This window comes from Devosia epidermidihirudinis, from assembly GCF_000971295.1.
Lineage (GTDB): Bacteria > Pseudomonadota > Alphaproteobacteria > Rhizobiales > Devosiaceae > Devosia > Devosia epidermidihirudinis.
In genome coordinates this window covers 293,725-311,754 of sequence record NZ_LANJ01000011.1, presented here as the reverse complement: position 1 = coordinate 311,754, position 18,030 = coordinate 293,725, and the positions used below count along the sequence as shown (strand labels likewise).

Genomic DNA, 18,030 nt, shown 5'->3' with positions numbered 1-18,030 from the left:
AACTCATGACGACTGCCCAGACCGATTGGTTTGACACCCCGGTGCCTCCGGTGGCCGAAGACGTCATGTATGTGGACGTCAATGGCTACGAAGGCCCGCTCGATCTGCTGCTCGATCTGGCGCGTCGCCAAAAGGTCGATCTGGCCTCGATTTCGGTGCTGGCTCTTGCCGAGCAATATCTGGCCTTCATCGAAACCGTTCGCGAGAAGCGCATCGAGGTAGCCGCCGACTATCTCGTCATGGCTGCCTGGCTCGCTTACCTTAAAAGCCGCCTCATGGTGCCACAGGCGCCGTCCGACGATGAACCGTCGGGCGAGATGCTTGCCGCCATGCTGCAATTCCGTCTCAAGCGGCTGGAAGCCATGCGCCAGTCCGCCAGCCAGTTGATGAATCGTCCCCGGCTGGGGTTTCAGGTTTATGCCCGTGGTATGCCCGAGCCGATCGAGATCGCCCGCAAGAGCCTCTGGGAAGCCTCGCTCTACGGTCTGCTCAAGGCCTATTCGAGCCAACGCGAACGCGGCGTCGCCACCGACTATTCGCCACACCTGCGCACCGTATGGTCGCTGCAAGACGCGCGCGACATTCTCCAGCGCTTGATTGGTGACAGCTTTGACTGGGTGCCAATGGATACCTATCTCGCCGAGTACCTCGCCAGCCCGACCGAGCGCGCAACCGTGCGTGCCTCGTCTTTCGCTTCCAGTCTTGAACTGGTTCGTCTTGGACACATCGAGCTCAAGCAGACCGAGACGTTCGGTCCGCTGCTAATGCGCCGCAATCCGGATCGCAAGCCGTGATCGCCCCCGACGAAATGCCGACAGAACGCAGCGAAATTGCCGAGCGGAACCTGCGGGTTCTGGAAGCTCTCCTTTTCGCGTCATCTGAGCCGTTAAGTGCTAGCCAAATGGCAACATATTTGGGGGAGGGTGCTAACGTCACTGCGCTCCTCATGACCCTGCAGCAGCGCTATGCACCGCGCGGCGTGAACCTTGTGCGCCGTGCGGATAAATGGGCCTTCAGAACCGCAGAAGACCTTGGTTTCCTGCTCCGCCGTGAAGAGCAGGAAACCCGCCCTCTCTCCCGCGCAGCGCTCGAAACCCTCTCGATCATCGCCTATCACCAACCGGCCACCCGCGCCGAGATCGAAGAAGTCCGCGGCGTCGCCACCGGCAAAGGCACCATCGATCTTTTGATGGAAGCCGGCTGGGTCCGCATGCGCGGGCGCCGCCGCACGCCCGGTCGTCCGGTAACGTACGGCACCACCGATGGTTTTCTCGATCACTTTGGCCTCGAAAGCCTTGGCGATCTGCCGGGTCTCGATGAGCTGAAGGGCTCGGGGCTGCTATCCAACCGCCTGCCGCCATCCATGCAGATCCCGCTGCCTTTCGAGGGCGCCCTGCGCGATGACGAAGACCCTCTCGATCCCGATGATCTGGATGGCGCCGACGAACCGGAAGAAGAACACGAATGAGTGCAGTCGAAGAAGACTTCGGTTCCGAGGAGTGGGGCGCCCGCGGCACCGCTGGCGTCAGCATCGCCGCCAATGTCGAGTTCGACGCCGTTGACGTGCAACTCGGCGGCCGCGTCGTCCTCGACCAATTCACCCTGACCCTGCGCCCCGGCGAAATCGTCTGCCTGCTCGGCGAATCTGGCTCAGGTAAATCCACCGCGCTCCGTGTCGCTGCAGGCATCCAACCGATTCATGCCGGTGCTGTCCGCATCAATGGCGAAACCGTCTCCGCGCCCGGCAAGACCGTGCCGCCCGATCGGCGCGGAATAGGCTTGATGTTCCAGGACTTCGCGCTGTTTCCGCACCTGACCGTGTTGCGGAACGTCCTGTTCGGCCTCCGCCAGTTGGGCCGCTCCGCTGCCCTGGTGCAGGCCCGCGCTGCGCTGCGGCGCGTTGGATTGGCAGACCGTGAGAACGACTACCCGCATATGCTCTCAGGCGGCCAGCAGCAGCGTCTTGCGCTCGCTCGCAGTGTAGCGCCGCGTCCCGGGGTGTTGCTGCTCGACGAGCCATTCTCCAGCCTCGACGCGCGGCTGCGTGAAACTGTGCGTGATGAAACGCTCGCCGTTTTGCGGGAGACTCACGTCACCAGCCTGATTGTGACGCATGATCCGGAAGAGGCCATGGTGCTGGGCGACCGTGTCGCCTTGCTACGCCACGGCAAAATTGCCCAGATCGGTACCGCCTCTGAAATTTACCGCCAGCCCATCGATCTCAACGCCGCGCGATTCTTCTCGCCGCTGAGCGAAATCGACGCCACCGTTCGCAATGGCGCAGCATCGACACCCCTTGGTCCGCTGGAAACTCCTGATATCGCCGACGGCACGCGCGTCACTATCGCTATCCGCCCGGCAGGCGGGGCGTCATTGGCGGCAGACGGGGCAGGGGTGATGGGGCGTATCGTGGGCAAACGTGACGCCATCGGTGTCGATATCTGCGAAGTCCGTGTCGATGGTCTAAACGCGCCTTTAGGGGTGCGTCAGCCCGCTAATGCTGAATTGAACGTGGGACAAGATGTCTTCGTAACCCTCAACCGGGAACACGTTCTTGTGTTCCCGCGCGATTGAACCTATTTCTGACCTATCTTTCGCGTGTAACGCGTACTGAATTACTAGGAGACCAAAATGCACGCGCCAGGAATTTGGGGCATTCTCGTTGTAGCCGTCGTCGTCATCCTGCTGTTCGGTCGTGGCAAGATCTCCGGCATGATGGGTGAAGTCGCGTCCGGTATCAAAGCCTTCCAGAAGGGCATGAAGGACGACGAGACAACGCCGACTGAACGAGTGACCACCACCACCGCCAAAGTCGATGCTAGCGAAGTTGATCGCAGCAAGGACGCCTGATTTCAGGACAGTCTGCGCGGTAACCATTGCGTTGCCGATGGGCGCGGCCACTTGGTCGCGTCATCTGCGTGAGGGATAATAAGATATGCTCGGCTTGAGCTGGACAGAGATGCTGGTCATCGGTCTTGCGGCACTGATTTTCATCGGGCCAAAAGACCTGCCAGTCGTGATGAACCGCATTGGCAAGATCGTTGGCCAGATCAGGCGCATGGGTAATGAGTTCCAGCGCGAGATCAACAAGACGACCGGCCTTGATGAGGTGCGCAATCTGCGCAATTCCATCACCGCTCCGCTCAAGAAAACCAGCGAAGAAATCCGTCGCGAGTTCAATACAATGACGCCGACAGGCCCAAAGCCGAGCGGCATCATCAAGCCTGCCGACCCCAAGGCCGAGAGCGTTGTGGATGAGATTCGCGCTGCAGCCGGTATGGCACCGTCCAAGACTGTGACCCAGGTTGCCGACGCGCCTGTACTGGATGTGACGCCAGCTCCGGACAAGCCTGCGGCCCCCAAGCCCGCTGCCAGGAAGGCTCCGGCGCGCGCCAAGGCCGCACCAACCAGCCCCGTGACCACCATTGAACTTGCGCCGCTTGGTGCCGAAACCGTACCCGTCGTGAAAGCGGCCGCGCCCAAGAAGGCTGCAACCGCAAAGGCTGCGCCGGCTAAGGCTGCCACGGCCAAGAAACCAGCTGCGAAAAGGCCTGCTGCGGCCAAAGCGGCTGCCTCGGTTGATGGCGCTGCCGAAAAGCCTGCCGCAGCGCCGAAAAAGCGTGCTGCTCCCAAGACACCTGCGAAAGCCGGAAACGAATAGACCATGGCCGACGCAAAGCAGATCGAAGACAAGAACAAACAACCGGCTGACGAGCTTGCCGGTAGCGAAGCGCCGTTGCTTGAACACCTGATCGAGCTGCGCAAGCGCCTGATCTACTCGGCAATCACCATCGTCGCGTTGATGGCATTCTGCTTCATCTTCGCCAGTACTATCTACGAGTGGCTGCTGATCCCCTATAAGCGGGCGGTTCCCGGCGCGAGCCTGATCTTCACAGCGCCGCAGGAACTGTTCTTCACCTATCTGAACGTGGCCCTGTTCGGCGCGATCTTCCTCGGCTTCCCCATGGTCGCCGCGCAGATTTACATGTTCGTGGCTCCCGGCCTCTATAAGCACGAGCGCAGGGCGTTCATTCCATACCTGGTTGCCACGCCAATCTTCTTCGTGGCTGGTGCGGCGCTGGTGTATTTCGCCGTTCTGCCCATGGCGCTGCACTTCTTCGCCAGCATGCAGACTGCTGATATCGAGATGCTGACAAGCGTGTCGGAATATCTCGGGCTGGCGATGCTGCTGATCCTGGCCTTTGGCATCTGTTTCCAGCTTCCGGTCGTGTTGACGCTGCTGGCACAAATTGATCTGGTCCATGTGGACCTGCTCAAGAAGGGCCGCCGCTACGCTATTGTCGGCATCCTGATCTTTGCTGCGTTCATCACGCCACCCGATCCGATCTCCCAGATCGGTCTTGCGGTGCCAATGTACCTGCTCTACGAGCTTTCCATCTTGTCTGTGCGGATGGTTGAAAAGCGCCGCGCTGCCGCCCTGGCTGCGCAGGAAGCAGAGCTTTCAGGTTCATCTACCTCCGAATAAGACGCCATGCCGCATCCGCGGGGGCGTCCATGGACCCCTCGCGGCTCGACAGGCTTGCCGCTTGGTTTTACTCACAAAGCCTGTGCCAATGAGAGGCGGGCGGTGCCCGTAGCAGCCAATGTTCGATATCAAGTGGATCCGCGCCAATGCTGAAGCCTTCGATGCCGCCCTGTCGCGGCGCAAGGGTGTTTCGGTGCGCTCCTCTGAATTGCTGGCTATCGACGATCGTCGTCGGGACATCATTGTTCGCCTGAACGACGCGCAGGAAAAGCGCAACGCGCTGTCCAAGCAGATCGGCCAAGCCAAGGCCCAGAAGGACGAGGCCAAGGCCAATGAGCTGATGGCCGAAGTTGCGCGTCTCAAGGAATTCATTCCGCAGGGCGAAGCGGACGAACGCGCCATTGAGCTTGAACTGCGCAATGCTCTGTCGGTCATTCCCAACCTCGTCTTCGAAGATGTGCCCGATGGCACCGACGAGAGCGGCAATGTCGAGTATTTCGGCCGCAACGGCACGGCCGAGACGGCCGCCAAGGCTCGCGCACCACGCCCAAGCTTCAGCTTTGCCCCCAAGGAGCATTTCGACGTCGGCGTTGCCGCCCGCGAGATGGACTTTGAAGTTGCCGCCAAACTGTCCGGCAGCCGCTTTGTCGTGCTCAAGGGGCAGGTGGCGCGGCTCGAGCGTGCGCTCGGTCAGTTCATGCTGGACCTGCACACGACCGAGCATGGCTATCTCGAAGTTCAGCCGCCGCTGCTGGTTCGTGATGAAGCGCTCTATGGAACCAATCAGCTGCCGAAGTTTGAGGAAGACCTGTTCTTCACCCCGCATGGCGACGGCCGTCTCGCTCTGATCCCGACCGCAGAGGTGCCGCTGACTAATCTGGTTCGCGAAGCTATTCTGTCGGAAGAAGAACTGCCATTGCGCATGACGGCACTGACACCGTGCTTCCGCTCCGAGGCCGGTTCTGCTGGTCGCGATACGCGCGGCATGCTCCGCCAGCACCAGTTCAACAAGGTCGAGATGGTCTCCATCACGACGCCAGAGACCTCGGTCGAGGAACATGAGCGCATGCTGGCCTGTGCCGAGGCCGTGCTGCAAAAGCTTGGTTTGCATTACCGCGTCATGAACTTGTGCACTGGCGATATCGGCTTTGGTGCCAAGAAGACCTATGATCTGGAAGTGTGGCTGCCGGGGCAGGACACTTACCGTGAGATCTCGTCTGTGTCGGTCTGTGGCGATTTCCAGGCTCGTCGCATGGAAGCCCGCTATCGCCCTGCAGGCGAAAAGCAGGCCCCGCGCTTCGTGCACACCCTTAACGGCTCGGGCACCGCTGTCGGTCGTTGCCTCATCGCGGTTCTTGAGAACTACCAGCAGGAAGACGGCTCCGTCCTCGTGCCGGAAGTGCTGCAGCCCTATATGGGCGGCCTCACGTCGATCGGCGGCCGCTAATGAGCCTGCGCATCCTCATCACCAATGACGATGGCGTGGATGCGCCGGGCATTGCCATCATGGCCGACATTGCGCGGGCTTTGTCCGACGATGTGTGGATTGTGGCACCGGATGGCAATCAGTCGGGGGCAGGGCACCGCTTTACCCTCGGCCATGAACTGACCATCGATCAGCGTGATGCGCGTACCTTTTCCGTAGTCGGCGGTTCGCCCGCCGACTGCGTCGTCGCTGGTATGACCCACCTGCTGGGTGATCGTCCTGCCGATGTCGTGCTGTCTGGCGTCAATGCTGGCCAGAACCTCGGGGACATCATCAACTGCTCGGGCACTGCCGCTGGTGCCCGCGAGGGCTCAATGCAGGGCGCAATCGGCATTGCCATGAGCCAGGGCATCAACTACGAGCACGGTCGTAACGTCGACTGGTCCAACGCGCGTCAGCATGGCGTCGCTGCCGCCCGCGCCGTGATTGAGGCCGCTGAGGGCCGTGATCACTACTACAATATCAATTTCCCATTCTGCGACCCGGCCACGACCAAGGGCATCGCTGTGGTGCCGCATCAGCGCTTTTCGCGTTCACCCTTCCGCTATTACCCCAGCGACAATGCCGGCAAGTTTTTCGTGGCCATTCCCGAAACGCCATTGCCGCTCGATCCGGAGGCTGACTTCGAAGTCATGCGACGCGATGGCTTTGTCACCGTAACGCCCATGCGCTTGCAGCAGACCGATATGAGGGTGGTGGAGCGGCTGGCTGGCAAGCTGTCGCTATAGGGTCGCAACCTCTCACCTTCGTATTGACCAGAAAGCATGTATCGCATGGCTGACCAAATCCGGATCGGCATCGCCGGCCACGGCAATCTTGGACGCGGCGTTGAAGCTGCCATATCCAAGAACCCTGACATGAAGCTGGTAGGCATCTATACGCGCCGAGCGCCCGAGACGATCAGCCCGCTGCAAACTGGCACGCCTGTGTTCTCTATGGCCGACCTTGCTGGTCATACCGACCAGATCGACGTGCTGATCCTGTGTGGGGGCTCCAAGGACGACCTGCCCAAGCAGGGGCCAGAACTTGCGGCGCTGTTCAATACGGTCGACAGCTTCGATACCCATGCCCGCATCCCCGAGTATTTTGCCGCGGTTGATGCTCCGGCGCTGGTCAATCGCAAGACGGCCCTGATTTCGGTGGGCTGGGATCCCGGCCTATTCTCGATCAATCGCGCAATGGGTGAGGCGCTGTTGCCCGATGGTGCGACCTATACCTTCTGGGGCGACGGGCTCAGCCAGGGGCACTCGGACGCCGTGCGCCGCGTTCCGGGCGTGGCCGATGGGGTGCAATACACCCGCCCAGTGCAGCAGGCTGTGGAACAAGTGCGCAGTGCGTCCCGACCAGTGCTGACCACGCGCGAAAAGCATCGGCGCGAATGCTTCATCGTGTTGCAGGAAGGTGCAGATGCCGAGGCGGTAAGAACCGCGATCGTCACCATGCCGCATTACTTCGATGAGTATGACACCACGGTCAATTTCATCACTGCCGATGAGCTGCGTCGTGACCATCAGGCCATGCCGCATGGTGGCTTCGTCATTCGCAGTGGCAATACGTCGGCAGCGAACGCGCAGGTGGTCGAGTACAGTCTCAAGCTCGATAGCAACCCCGAATTCACCTCCAGTGTGCTGGTGGCCTATGCAAGGGCGACCCATCGCCTGCAGCAGATGGGCCAATATGGCGCCAAGACGGTGTTCGATGTTGCCCCTGGGCTGTTGTCGCCAAAGAGTGCGGCGGAGCTACGGGCAGAACTGCTCTAAGCCGCGCGACCATTCCATTTTCGGAACCCGCCGGATTTTCCGGCGGGTTTTGTTTTTCCGGGGAGGGCGGTCGCTATTTTTAACCTTACCCAATTCGGAATCACTGCGTCACGATTTTGCTCAAATCGCATCGGCTTTAAACTCGTCTTTACCTTACCGGCCTAGATTCATCCTCGTGTTGAGTACCTGCGTACGAGTAAGCTGATGAGTATCCGCGTATCCCGTCGGGCGCCCAAAGGTGCCGTTGCGATGGCTGGCCTTGTGGTCGCTGCCATTGCCCTGTCTGGATGTTCCAGTCTGGGAAGTCGCGCCTTTGGCGACCCCGTGACGACTGGCTCGCTCCCGCAGTCTGCCCCCACCAGTTTTAACCAGCCTATGCCCGCCAGCCTTGGTGCGCCTCAGGCCATGGTCGCTGAAAACCAGTTCCTGCCCCCTGCCAATGTTGGTGGTGGCGGCGGTGGCAACTGGAACCAGCAGCCGGTGCAGAACTCGTGGAACCAGCCTGCGCAGTCGGGATTCACGCAGCCGCTTGCACCCGTTGCTACGGCCAATGCCATGCCATCAGTTCAGTCGCAGGACCTGCCGGTCCTGGGCTCCTCGTCTCCAATGGGATCTCAGCCCGCCATGCAAGCACAAACCGCATTCGCATCTGCCGCTCCAATGCCATCGCCTGCCGTCCTCGGCTCGCTGCCGACCAACAACGCGGTGCCGACTGTCGCAAATGCGGCTCCGGCCAATGCGTTTACCCATCAGATCGCAAGCGGCGAGTCGCTCTATACGATCGCCCGCCGCTATGACGTGACGACCCAGGCCATCGTTCTGGCAAACGGTCTGTCCTCGCCGGACAAGATCGTTGTCGGCCAGCGCGTCATCATTCCTGGTCGCGCCGATCTGCTGGCCGCCAAGGCACCTGCGCCGGTCGCTCAGGTCGCCAGCGCCGCGCCAATGGCCGCTCCGCTCGCCACGCCGCAGGCGCCTGCTGCGCCAACTCAGCTCGCCTCCCAGCCAGCGCCGCTCGCTGCGCCTGCTCAGGCCGCGCCAACCCAGGTTGCCAATGTTCCGGCCGCCGAGCCAGTCGCTTCCGGCAATGACAAGTTCCGCTGGCCCGTCAGCGGTCGCGTGCTGACCGATTTTGCCTCGTCCAAGGGCACCGGCATCAACATTGAAGCGCCAGAAGGCACCGCAGTGAAGGCTGCCGAAAATGGCACCGTGATCTATGTTGGTTCGGGTGTTGAAGGCTACGGCAACCTGATCCTGATCCGTCACCCCAATGGTTACGTCTCCGCCTACGCTCACCTCAAGTCGATGAACGTCGCCAAGGGCGCGAATGTCTCTCGCGGTGACACTGTCGGCGCCGCTGGCATGACCGGTTCGGTGACCCGTCCGCAGCTGCACTTCGAACTGCGCAAGGGCGCGACGCCAGTCGATCCAATGCCGCTGCTCGCCAGCTAATAAACAACGAAGGCCACTCGTTGAAACCCCCGCGAAAGCGGGGGTTTTTGTTTGTATCAGGGGGGAGGGTGGCGAATGCCCTAGAGAGGCGGCCCCCCTAAACGGCCTTGCCCATTTCGCCAGCCAGTGTGCGAACCAGCTGGATTGCCACGCGGCCTGAACGCGAGCCGCGCGTTGCGGCCCACTCGATAGCGCGAGCCCGTAGCGTTTCTGCATCGAGGCCGAGCTCGTAGTGGTTGGCATAGCCTTCCACCATGGCGAGATAGGTCGGCTGATCGCAATTGTGGAAGCCGAGCCAGAGGCCGAAGCGGTCCGATAGTGAGACCTTTTCCTCAATGGCTTCGCCGGGATTGATCGCCGTTGCGCGCTCATTGTCGATCATGTCGCGCGGCATCAGGTGGCGGCGATTGGATGTGGCGTAGAACAGCACATTGTCCGGACGCCCTTCGAGGCCGCCGTCGAGAATCGTCTTGAGCGATTTGTAGCTGGTTTCGCCATTGTCGAAGCTGAGGTCGTCGCAGAAGACGATGATCCGCACATCTTCATTGGCAATCAGGCGCATCAGGGCGGGAAGTGATTCCAGGTCTTCACGCGCAATTTCGATCAGCAACAGGCGTTTGAAGCCGTCGCCTTTGCGCGCGTTGATGTCGCCATGGATGGCTTTGACGAGGGAGCTCTTGCCCATTCCTCGCGCGCCCCAGAGCAGGGCATTGTTGGCGCCATGGCCACGGGCGAACTGTTCGGTGTTGCGGACGAGAATGTCCTGAACCTGATCGATTCCCTTGAGCATAGCCAAAGGAACGCGCGAGACTTTTGGCACCGGCATCAGCGTGTTTGAGGCCGCATCCCAATGGTAAGCATCTGCTTCACCGATTCCGCTGCCGGCCTGAACCGGGGCAGGGGCCATCGCCTTGAGTGAGGTGGCGATTTGTGCGAGTGCGGCAGAGATTTCTGCGAGCTGGTCTTTGGTATTCAAGCGTCTCATCCTCGTCGTCGGCGCGGCAATTTGCGGTCCCCGGAATGCCTTTGCAATCGATTGGGTGCAAATGTATAGTCCGCCCGATTTTGATCGGGGTGCAAGTGCAGCTAGCCCCATATGCGTCCAGTAGCGTCGCAAGTGATGCTGGTTATGGGCGCAACCCTCCACAAGCCAAGAAGATACGATAAGGAGCACGCTTCATGTTTGTAACGCCCGCTTATGCGCAGGCAGCCGGTGCCGCCCCAGGTGGTGGTATTTCCGACATTTTTATCCAGCTGATGCCAATCCTGCTCCTGGTGGTGATCTTCTGGTTCCTGATCTTCCGCCCACAGCAGAAGCGCCTGAAGGCCCAGCAGGCCATGCTGTCCGCGATCCGTCGTGGCGACACCGTCGTCACCACCGGTGGCATCATCGGCAAGGTCACCAAGGCCGTTGACGGCGAAGACCTCGAAGTCGAGATCGCACAGGGCGTAAAGGTGAAGCTGGTGCGCGGCATGGTTGCCGACGTGCGCTCCAAGGCTGAGCCAGTGAACGACAACAAGCCTGCGTAAGCAGTCATGAATACCACCGGAGCCTAAGGGCTCCGGTTTTTTCCTTTCAGGACGACCTCAATGCAGTTCTCACCGATCCGCACCGCAATTATCGCCATCGTCGCTCTTCTGGGTGTGCTCTTCGCTATCCCCAGCTTCCTTCCGGAAAATGTGCGCGATTCCTGGCCCGGCTTTCTTCCGAAGCAAACCGTGGTGCTGGGTCTGGATTTGCAGGGCGGTTCGCACCTACTGCTTCAGGTCAACCAGGACGGCATCGTCTCTGAGCGCCTGCAAAGCCTGCGCCGCGACGTGCGCAACACGCTGGCCAACCAGAACGGCATTGGCAACCTGATCACCACCGATGCAACGGGCCATGCCCTGACCATCGAGCTGACTGATCCGACCCAGAAGCCCGCTGCGAAGGCCGCTATCGAGGCGCTGCAGAACACCGTCAGCAATTCGCTCCTTTCCGTTGGTGGCGTTCAGGAACTGGCCTTTGGCGAAACGCCAGACGGCAAGCTGACCATTACGCTGACGCAGGAAGGCATCAATGAGCGCATGTCCGCTCTTGTTGCCCAGTCCATCGAAGTTATCCGCAAGCGCGTTGACGAACTTGGCACCACCGAGCCGTCCATCCAGCGCCAGGGCACTAACCGCGTGCTCGTTCAGGTTCCCGGCTTTGGCGACAGCCAGCGCCTGAAGGACATCATTTCGCGTACCGCTCGACTGACCTTCCATCTGGTCTATCCCGGCATGACCGCTACTCAGGCGAAGGCCCAGGGCCTGCCAGCCGGCACCATGATCCTGCCAAGCCAGGATGGCGGCGAAGAGCTGCTGTATGATGACGTGGCACTCGGCGGCGAATCCCTTGTTGACGCGCAGCCAAGTTATGACCAGCAGCGCGCCATGCCCGTCGTGAGCTTCCGCTTCGACACCCGTGGCGCCATTACCTTCGGCCAGCTCACCTCGGCCAATGTCGGCAAGCGCTTCGCTATCGTTCTCGACAACACCGTCATCACCGCTCCCGTGATCCAGCAGGCCATCACCGGTGGCTCGGGCCAGATCAGCGGCAGCTTCACGACGTCTTCGGCGAACGACCTTGCCGTGCTGCTGCGTGCCGGTGCTCTGCCTGCGTCGCTCGACGTGGTGGAAGAACGCACAGTTGACGCCAGCCTGGGTGCCGACTCGATCCAGCATGGTTTGACCGCCGGTATCGTGGCCTCGGTGCTGGTGATCTCCTTCATGGTCATCGCCTATGGCCTGTTCGGTATCTTCGCCAATATTTCGCTGATCCTGAACATCGTGCTGATCTTCGGCGCGCTTTCGATGCTTGGCGCGACGCTGACACTGCCCGGTATCGCTGGTATCGTTCTGACCATCGGTATGGCGGTCGACGCCAACGTGCTGATTTACGAACGCATGCGAGAGGAGCAGAAGGCCGGCAAGTCGCCGCTTCAGGCGATCAATGCGGGCTTTGAACGCGCCTGGGGCACGATCATCGACTCCCACCTAACGCAGCTTATCGCGGCTATCGTGCTGTACTTCCTGGGCTCGGGCCCAGTGCAGGGCTTCGCCGTTACGCTTGCGCTCGGTATCCTGACGTCGCTGTTCACCTCCTACACCGTCACGCTCTACTTCGTGGGCATGTGGTATCGCGCTCGTCGTCCAAAGACGCTTAAGATCCAGCATTTCCGCTTCATTCCGGACGGCACCAAGATCCCGTTCATGAAGATCTCGCGGTATGTGATCGCCTTCTCGATTGTCGCCAGCCTGGTCTCGCTCGGTTCGGCCTACTTCAAGGGCTTCAACCTCGGCATCGACTTTGTCGGCGGTACGGCGATCGTCATCCAGCATGATGGCGGCCCAGCCGATGTCGGCCAGGTGCGCGAAGCCCTGGATGGCCTGAACCTTGGCGAAGTGCAGGTGCAGGGCTTCGGTACACCGGAAGACGTGCTGGTTCGTGTTCAGGCGCAGGAGGGAGGGCAGGATGCCGACCAGGTTGCTGTGTCCAAGATCCGAGAAGCACTGGCTACCGAGAACTATACGATCCGCAGCACAGAGGCCGTGAGTGGCACCGTGTCTGGAGAACTGGCGTGGAAGGGCGTTATTGCGCTCGTCATTTCGCTGGTCGCGATCCTGGTCTACATCTGGTTCCGCTTCGAGTGGCAATTCGCCATGGCGGCCGTGACGACCACAACGCACGACGTGATCATGACCATCGGTCTGTTCTCATTGACGGGATTGGAGTTCAATTTGACCTCCATCGCGGCGGTGCTGACATTGGTGGGTCTGTCGCTCAACGAAACCGTGGTGGTGTCTGACCGCGTTCGTGAAAATCTGCGCAAGCATCGCAAGATGCCGTTGCCTGACTTGATCGATCTGTCGATCAACCAGACCATCGTGCGGACCTCGCTGACGCAGTTCACCGTGTTCCTGGCGCTGATTCCGCTGGTGATCTTCGGCGGCGAAGTGATCCGCAGCTTCACCATCGCGATGACCTTCGGTTGCCTTGTCGGCATGTACTCCTCGATCATCGTCAACGGCCCGATCCTGATCAACTTTGGTCTGAAGTCGCGCTCGGAAACGGACGACGGCAAGGACGGCAAGACGAAGTCAGTTGGTGGCGCATCTGTCTGATCTGGCATGACCACCAACGACACCGGGCATTACCCGTATCAGGCCCCCATTGACGCTTATGGCAATGGGGGCTTCCGTTTCGCCGAGATGTCCCATCGCGGCTCGCTGCTGTGCCTGCCCACTGGCATGTTTGCCTGGGGTGTGACCAGCGTTGCCGAGATCACGCTCGAGACTTTGGCGCCTGTGCTTGAAGCCGCTGACGACATCGACGTGCTGCTGATCGGGCAGGGCGCCGACATCAGCTTCATCAGTCCTGCCATCCGTGATGCATTCCGCGCCAAGGGCGTGATCATCGAGGCTGTCGCCACGGGTGGCGCGGTGCGCACCTACAACGTGTTGCTGGCCGAAGAGAGGGCAGTCGCCGCTGCATTGATCGCCGTCGACAAGGTGCGCTGATGGCTGCCGAGAGTTTCGTTCACGCTGCCAATGCCCTGCGATCCTCAGACCGTGATCGCTACCTGGCGACGTTGGTGCTGACCGGCCCGCAGCGCGATGCTGTGACGGCACTCTATGCCTTCAATGCCGACGTCGCCTCGATCCGCGAACGGGTGTCTGATCCTGCGCCGGGTGAGATTCGCCTGCAGTGGTGGAATGATGCGCTTGAGGGAGAAGGCCACGGCTCGGTGCGCCTCAACCCGCTGGCCGACGCGCTGCTTGAAACCATCGAGCGCTACAACATTCCCAAGGGCACGCTGCAGCGTCTTTTGGGGGCACGGCGCTTCGATCTCTACGACGATCCGATGCCTGACCTCGAAACCTTCGAGGGCTATGCCGGTGAGACGGCATCGACGCTGTATCAGCTGGCTGCCATGGTGCTGAACAATGGCGTGGCGGTTGAGACCGGCGATGCGGCCGGCCATCTTGGCGTTGCGCATGCCATGATCGGTCACCTGCGTGCCTTTGGCTATGTCTCCGCTCAAGGCCGTATCATGCTGCCCTGGTCCATTTTTGCGGCCAATGGCGTCGTGGAGCGTGATATCTTCTCTGGTCGCGACAGTGAGGGCGTGGTCGAGGCACTGGGCCAGATCTCCGAGTTGGCGGCAGAACACCTGACCAAGGCCGAGACTGCGATTGCCGCGCTGCCATCAGCGCTCAAACCTGCCTTCGCGCCGGTCTCTGTGCTGCGTGTCGAGCATGCCGCGATCAATCGGCATCCGGGTGGTCCGTTCAGGCCCGTGGCAGATGAGGCCGACTGGCGCAAGATTGCCCGTCTGGCCTGGTGGGCGCTCCGCAACCGCTAAAGCCTGTCGTTGGCGAAGGCGACGAACTCGCCGTGGAGGCGACCGGCAACTGCGTCCTCGTAAATCAGCTCTGAGGTGATCGCTATGCGCGCTACGCCCTTGCGGGAGAGCATGCGCACGAAGCGATCCCAATTCTCGGTTGGCTCCAGCGCCGAGACGGCGGTGAAGTCACCGGCGATGGGCAAAAGGTAGTCCATGCTGTTGCGCTGGATAACCACCCGGCTGGGAAAGCTCGCAGCGACCAGCTTGATATGGAGCAGAGACCACGCCGCCAGAATGGCGACGGAGGAGGCGCTGCCGCCAAACACGGTATCACGGTGGTTGATATTAGGCGCCAAGGGCGCGCCGAGGATAACTTTGTCATCACTCAGGGAAATGACCTGCACGGCCATGGCTCGGGAGAGCGGAATGTGGTCGTGCAGGTAGTGTTCAAGATCGGATGGGGTCATCCGCTTAATCTAAGCCCAGGACTTGAGGTCTTCCAGTGCCCGCGTGGTGATTGCCTTGCGCTTGGCCATGACCTTGTCATTGCCGCGCCAGCGAGCTGCGCCTTCAGGCTTGGTGATGCTGACTTCGGGGAACAGGCCGAAGTTCACATTCATCGGCTGGAAGCTGCGGGCGCCGCTATAGCTTTCCGACTCGATGTGCCCGCCGGTGATATGCGCAACGAGTGCACCCAGTGCAGTGGTGACCGGTGGCGTCGCCATGGTCTCGCCGCGTGCTTCAGCAGCAGCCAGGCGGCCGGTGATGAGGCCGACGGCGGCGCTTTCCACGTAGCCTTCAACGCCTGTCACCTGACCAGCGAAGCGAATGCGCGGATCGGCCTTGAGCTTGAGGTCCGGCCCAAGAACCTTTGGCGAGTTGAGGAACGTGTTGCGATGCAGGCCGCCGAGGCGGGCAAACTGCGCGTTCTCAAGCCCAGGGATCATACGGAAGATCTCGGCCTGAATGCCGTAGCGCATCTTGGTCTGGAAGCCGACCATGTTCCACAGCGTGCCGAGCGCATTGTCCTGCCGCAGCTGGACGATGGCATAGGACTTGACCAGCGGGTCGCGTGGGTTGGTGAGGCCGACCGGCTTCATCGGGCCGTGGCGCAGGGTTTCAACGCCGCGCTCGGCCATAACTTCGATCGGCAGGCAGCCGTCAAAGTAGGGGACCTTTTCCCAGTCCTTGAACTCATGCAGGGGCGCGACCTTCAGAGCCTCGACGAAGGCAAAGTATTGATCTTTGTCCATCGGGCAGTTGAGGTAGTCAGCGCCGGTGCCGCCGGGGCCAGCCTTGTCGTAGCGCGACTGGGCCCAAACGATGTCCATGTTGATGCTGTCATAGTGCACGATGGGTGCGATGGCATCGAAGAACGCCAGGGCATCCTCGCCGGTCTTGGCCAGGATCGCCTCAGCCATGGCAGGCGAAGTGAGCGGGCCGGTGGCGATGATCACATTGCCCCACTCGGCCGGCGGCATGCCCGGAACTTCCTCGCGGGACATGGTGATGTTGGGGTGGTTTTCGATGGCACGGGTGACTTCCGCCGAAAACGCATGGCGATCGACAGCCAATGCGCCGCCAGCGGGCAGCTTGTGCTTGTCGGCAGCCTGCATGATGAGCGAGCCGCAGCGGCGCATCTCTTCATGGAGCAGGCCGACGGCATTGTGCTCATGGTCGTCGGAGCGGAAGCTGTTCGAGCAAACAAGCTCGGCCAGGCTATCGGTCTGGTGCGCATCGGTGGCGCGCACGGGACGCATTTCGTGGAGCACGACCTTTGCGCCGGTCTGTGCGGCTTGCCATGCTGCTTCGGACCCGGCGAGACCGCCGCCGATGATGTGAATTGGTTCTGATGTGGACATGGCAGGCAGATAGCAAGCGCCACCACTAAGTGCAATCGGCACGATGGCTCTGCTGAAGAGAACGGCGCGGCCAGGGCCTGTCTATTTGGCAGGCAGACAGAGAAACACCCGCATCTCAGAGAGAGGCGGGTGTTCGGTTTGCGCAGTCTGAAAGTTCAGTTTTGCAAATCTTAGAGGCCGGCAGCATGGTCACGAGCGATCCGATTGATGTCGGTGCGCGAAATGCCCAGGTCGTTGAGCTGACGATTGTCGAGAGCAGCAAGCTCACGGACGGTCTGCTGGTAAGCGGCCCACTTCTTGAAAGTCTTACGGATGTCCATTTGGTAATCTCCTTTTCGTTTACGAGCTTATATTTAGGGCAGTGATTGCAAGATGAGCAGTCTGAGTTTTCTCAACCGAGCCATGCGATCTGTGCGGGGCTTTAACCAGAGCAATTCATGTTCGGTTAAGCCTTCGGGCAAAGCTATGGCCGCCGGGTGGCAAACCGGCGGCCAAGTGAACTCATAGTCGTCACAAGGATCTGCGATCAAACAACGAGAGGATCATCTTGTGGAAGTCGGGACCTGTAAGCCCCAGTAAGTCGGCATCCCGCGTCGAAGGAACGTCCATTTCCCGCAACGTCTGTTTGATGTCGACCAGGCGCCTGTTGCGCCAAACGGCACGAACAAACATAGGTCGATTCCTCAAAGGCTGGTTTACGACGAGCAGAACATGGGGCGATTTGGTGGGTAGCGCCATGCCGCAAACGTCAATCGCATCATGCGCCAAGCGCATGGCATTTTTCACAATCCTGTCGCATATCGCCGGCGAGGGCGTGCAGAAGCGCCCGCATGCCACTATGGCAGCAGGGTTTAGAAGGCGTTTTCGCGCAACTTGCGACAATGGCGAGACCTGGGTCTCGATTGGGTAGTTGGAATGGTGAAACTCAGGTCTCGCCATTGTGACGGGGTTTTTCGTACCCGCATCGAGCGGTCACCCTTTCAGGCTGGGCCGTTGCATTGACTGCCTTGGCAGCAATGCGAAAGTCCCGGACCGGTGGTCAGCAGCCGTACGCGAGCCTGGGCGACCCCGTGCTCCCCGACATTCCCCAAACTCATCACTCGTCATGACCGCGTATGGTGAGGGGATGGGTGGGAGTATAGGCGTGGCGCGAGTGGGGGTGGATAAGGGGGATAAGGGGCGATGCTTGATACTATGTCCCCAACCGCACCGTGCTGTCCTCGGACTTGATCCGAGGACCTCTATTCTCTTGTGCCGTGGTGTGAGTGGCCCTCGGATCAAGTCCGAGGGCGGCGCGGTGTGTGGGAGGGTATTGGATAAGCTGACGGCTTCTCAGTCGTCTCCCTCCCCCATGTGGGGAGGGATCAAGGGTGGGGGGATCTTTCCGTCATCGTGTATGCGGAGGCATACCCCCACCCTGCTCGATGGACGGACTTAGCCTAGGCTAAGTCCTATCTCGCTTCCCTCCCCACAAGGGGGAGGGAGGTCGACTGGGGGATTTGTGGTTGGTGAGGTGTGGCTGCAACCACTGATCGTCACCCTCGGGCTTGACCCGAGGGTTCTTGCAGGACGCTCGGTAAGTGAAGAGCCCTCGGGTCAAGCCCGAGGGTGACGA

At 60.8% G+C, this 18,030-nt stretch carries 18 protein-coding genes; 14 read left to right on the top strand and 4 right to left on the bottom strand.

Going from position 1 to position 18,030, the window contains the following annotated elements; all coding sequences use genetic code 11:
• Positions 1-5: 5 nt before the first annotated feature.
• From WH87_RS04500 to WH87_RS04455, 10 genes are all read left to right on the top strand, one after another.
• The gene (locus WH87_RS04500) at positions 6-794 is read left to right on the top strand and encodes a segregation and condensation protein A (protein ID WP_046138646.1); all 789 of its coding nucleotides are present in this window, start codon (positions 6-8) and stop codon (positions 792-794) included.
• Between the two features lie 14 nt (positions 795-808).
• Positions 809-1,468 carry an SMC-Scp complex subunit ScpB gene (gene scpB, locus WH87_RS04495; RefSeq protein WP_046138647.1) on the top strand — a complete coding sequence of 220 codons (660 nt, stop codon included), beginning with the start codon at positions 809-811 and terminating at the stop codon, positions 1,466-1,468.
• On the top strand, positions 1,465-2,574 hold the full coding sequence (locus tag WH87_RS04490) for an ABC transporter ATP-binding protein (RefSeq protein ID WP_046138307.1): 1,110 nt from the start codon (positions 1,465-1,467) through the stop codon (positions 2,572-2,574). The genes scpB and WH87_RS04490 overlap by 4 nt, the downstream gene beginning before the upstream one ends.
• Positions 2,575-2,631: 57 nt before the next feature.
• The gene (tatA, locus tag WH87_RS04485) at positions 2,632-2,850 is read left to right on the top strand and encodes a twin-arginine translocase TatA/TatE family subunit (RefSeq protein ID WP_046138308.1); all 219 of its coding nucleotides are present in this window, start codon (positions 2,632-2,634) and stop codon (positions 2,848-2,850) included.
• Positions 2,851-2,944: 94 nt separating this feature from the next.
• Positions 2,945-3,661 carry a Sec-independent protein translocase subunit TatA/TatB gene (locus WH87_RS18785; protein ID WP_156458065.1) on the top strand — a complete coding sequence of 239 codons (717 nt, stop codon included), beginning with the start codon at positions 2,945-2,947 and terminating at the stop codon, positions 3,659-3,661.
• Positions 3,662-3,664: 3 nt separating this feature from the next.
• Complete coding sequence (tatC, locus tag WH87_RS04475; RefSeq protein WP_046138309.1) at positions 3,665-4,486, top strand: twin-arginine translocase subunit TatC; 822 nt, start codon at positions 3,665-3,667, stop codon at positions 4,484-4,486.
• Positions 4,487-4,604: 118 nt separating this feature from the next.
• Complete coding sequence (gene serS / locus WH87_RS04470; protein WP_046138310.1) at positions 4,605-5,933, top strand: serine--tRNA ligase; 1,329 nt, start codon at positions 4,605-4,607, stop codon at positions 5,931-5,933.
• A complete protein-coding gene (gene surE / locus WH87_RS04465) occupies positions 5,933-6,700 on the top strand; it encodes a 5'/3'-nucleotidase SurE (RefSeq protein WP_052726319.1) in 768 nt (255 codons plus the stop codon). Before serS ends, surE begins: the two co-directional genes overlap by 1 nt.
• 45 nt (positions 6,701-6,745) lie before the next feature.
• Entirely contained in the window at positions 6,746-7,732 is a 987-nt protein-coding gene (locus WH87_RS04460; protein ID WP_046138650.1) for a diaminopimelate dehydrogenase, read from the top strand.
• Between the two features lie 204 nt (positions 7,733-7,936).
• On the top strand, positions 7,937-9,184 hold the full coding sequence (locus tag WH87_RS04455) for a peptidoglycan DD-metalloendopeptidase family protein (RefSeq protein WP_082092491.1): 1,248 nt from the start codon (positions 7,937-7,939) through the stop codon (positions 9,182-9,184).
• 97 nt (positions 9,185-9,281) lie between these two features.
• Here WH87_RS04455 and WH87_RS04450 read toward each other — a convergent pair whose 3' ends face one another.
• Positions 9,282-10,169 (bottom strand): ATP-binding protein, encoded by an 888-nt coding sequence (locus WH87_RS04450; RefSeq protein ID WP_046138311.1) that lies wholly within the window; start codon positions 10,167-10,169, stop codon positions 9,282-9,284.
• Between the two features lie 194 nt (positions 10,170-10,363).
• Between WH87_RS04450 and yajC the strand changes: the two genes are divergently transcribed.
• Genes yajC through WH87_RS04430 form a run of 4 tightly spaced genes read left to right on the top strand, consistent with a single transcriptional unit; the run spans position 10,364 to position 14,571 of the window.
• Complete coding sequence (gene yajC, locus WH87_RS04445) at positions 10,364-10,714, top strand: preprotein translocase subunit YajC (RefSeq protein WP_046138312.1); 351 nt, start codon at positions 10,364-10,366, stop codon at positions 10,712-10,714.
• 60 nt (positions 10,715-10,774) lie between these two features.
• Positions 10,775-13,330, top strand: coding sequence for a protein translocase subunit SecD (gene secD / locus WH87_RS04440; protein ID WP_046138313.1), 2,556 nt, complete (start codon positions 10,775-10,777; stop codon positions 13,328-13,330).
• Positions 13,331-13,336: 6 nt separating this feature from the next.
• Positions 13,337-13,726, top strand: coding sequence for an Mth938-like domain-containing protein (locus tag WH87_RS04435; protein ID WP_046138314.1), 390 nt, complete (start codon positions 13,337-13,339; stop codon positions 13,724-13,726).
• Positions 13,726-14,571, top strand: coding sequence for a phytoene/squalene synthase family protein (locus tag WH87_RS04430; RefSeq protein WP_046138315.1), 846 nt, complete (start codon positions 13,726-13,728; stop codon positions 14,569-14,571). Before WH87_RS04435 ends, WH87_RS04430 begins: the two co-directional genes overlap by 1 nt.
• On the opposite strand, the gene WH87_RS04425 is transcribed toward WH87_RS04430, so the two are convergent.
• The 3 genes from WH87_RS04425 to WH87_RS19270 all read right to left on the bottom strand — a co-directional run bounded on the left by WH87_RS04425 (position 14,568) and on the right by WH87_RS19270 (position 16,735).
• Positions 14,568-15,020: a YiiD C-terminal domain-containing protein gene (locus WH87_RS04425; protein ID WP_046138316.1), complete on the bottom strand. Its 453-nt coding sequence runs from the start codon at positions 15,018-15,020 to the stop codon at positions 14,568-14,570. The two genes, WH87_RS04430 and WH87_RS04425, sit on opposite strands and share 4 nt — an antisense overlap.
• 9 nt (positions 15,021-15,029) lie before the next feature.
• On the bottom strand, positions 15,030-16,415 hold the full coding sequence (gene trmFO / locus WH87_RS04420; protein ID WP_046138317.1) for a methylenetetrahydrofolate--tRNA-(uracil(54)-C(5))-methyltransferase (FADH(2)-oxidizing) TrmFO: 1,386 nt from the start codon (positions 16,413-16,415) through the stop codon (positions 15,030-15,032).
• Between the two features lie 170 nt (positions 16,416-16,585).
• Positions 16,586-16,735 carry a DUF1127 domain-containing protein gene (locus tag WH87_RS19270; protein ID WP_074797262.1) on the bottom strand — a complete coding sequence of 50 codons (150 nt, stop codon included), beginning with the start codon at positions 16,733-16,735 and terminating at the stop codon, positions 16,586-16,588.
• Between the last annotated feature and the right edge of the window lie 1,295 nt (positions 16,736-18,030).

What these genes read in the sequence shown, in the direction of transcription:
- WH87_RS04500 (WP_046138646.1), top strand. Translation starts at nt 6, where the DNA reads ATGACGACTGCCCAGACCGATTGGTTTGACACCCCGGTGCCTCCGGTG.
- scpB (WP_046138647.1), top strand. Translation starts at nt 809, where the DNA reads ATGCCGACAGAACGCAGCGAAATTGCCGAGCGGAACCTGCGGGTTCTG.
- WH87_RS04490 (WP_046138307.1), top strand. Translation starts at nt 1,465, where the DNA reads ATGAGTGCAGTCGAAGAAGACTTCGGTTCCGAGGAGTGGGGCGCCCGC.
- tatA (WP_046138308.1), top strand. Translation starts at nt 2,632, where the DNA reads ATGCACGCGCCAGGAATTTGGGGCATTCTCGTTGTAGCCGTCGTCGTC.
- tatC (WP_046138309.1), top strand. Translation starts at nt 3,665, where the DNA reads ATGGCCGACGCAAAGCAGATCGAAGACAAGAACAAACAACCGGCTGAC.
- serS (WP_046138310.1), top strand. Translation starts at nt 4,605, where the DNA reads ATGTTCGATATCAAGTGGATCCGCGCCAATGCTGAAGCCTTCGATGCC.
- surE (WP_052726319.1), top strand. Translation starts at nt 5,933, where the DNA reads ATGAGCCTGCGCATCCTCATCACCAATGACGATGGCGTGGATGCGCCG.
- WH87_RS04460 (WP_046138650.1), top strand. Translation starts at nt 6,746, where the DNA reads ATGGCTGACCAAATCCGGATCGGCATCGCCGGCCACGGCAATCTTGGA.
- WH87_RS04455 (WP_082092491.1), top strand. Translation starts at nt 7,937, where the DNA reads ATGAGTATCCGCGTATCCCGTCGGGCGCCCAAAGGTGCCGTTGCGATG.
- WH87_RS04450 (WP_046138311.1), bottom strand. Translation starts at nt 10,169, where the DNA reads ATGAGACGCTTGAATACCAAAGACCAGCTCGCAGAAATCTCTGCCGCA.
- yajC (WP_046138312.1), top strand. Translation starts at nt 10,364, where the DNA reads ATGTTTGTAACGCCCGCTTATGCGCAGGCAGCCGGTGCCGCCCCAGGT.
- secD (WP_046138313.1), top strand. Translation starts at nt 10,775, where the DNA reads ATGCAGTTCTCACCGATCCGCACCGCAATTATCGCCATCGTCGCTCTT.
- WH87_RS04435 (WP_046138314.1), top strand. Translation starts at nt 13,337, where the DNA reads ATGACCACCAACGACACCGGGCATTACCCGTATCAGGCCCCCATTGAC.
- WH87_RS04430 (WP_046138315.1), top strand. Translation starts at nt 13,726, where the DNA reads ATGGCTGCCGAGAGTTTCGTTCACGCTGCCAATGCCCTGCGATCCTCA.
- WH87_RS04425 (WP_046138316.1), bottom strand. Translation starts at nt 15,020, where the DNA reads ATGACCCCATCCGATCTTGAACACTACCTGCACGACCACATTCCGCTC.
- trmFO (WP_046138317.1), bottom strand. Translation starts at nt 16,415, where the DNA reads ATGTCCACATCAGAACCAATTCACATCATCGGCGGCGGTCTCGCCGGG.
- WH87_RS19270 (WP_074797262.1), bottom strand. Translation starts at nt 16,735, where the DNA reads ATGGACATCCGTAAGACTTTCAAGAAGTGGGCCGCTTACCAGCAGACC.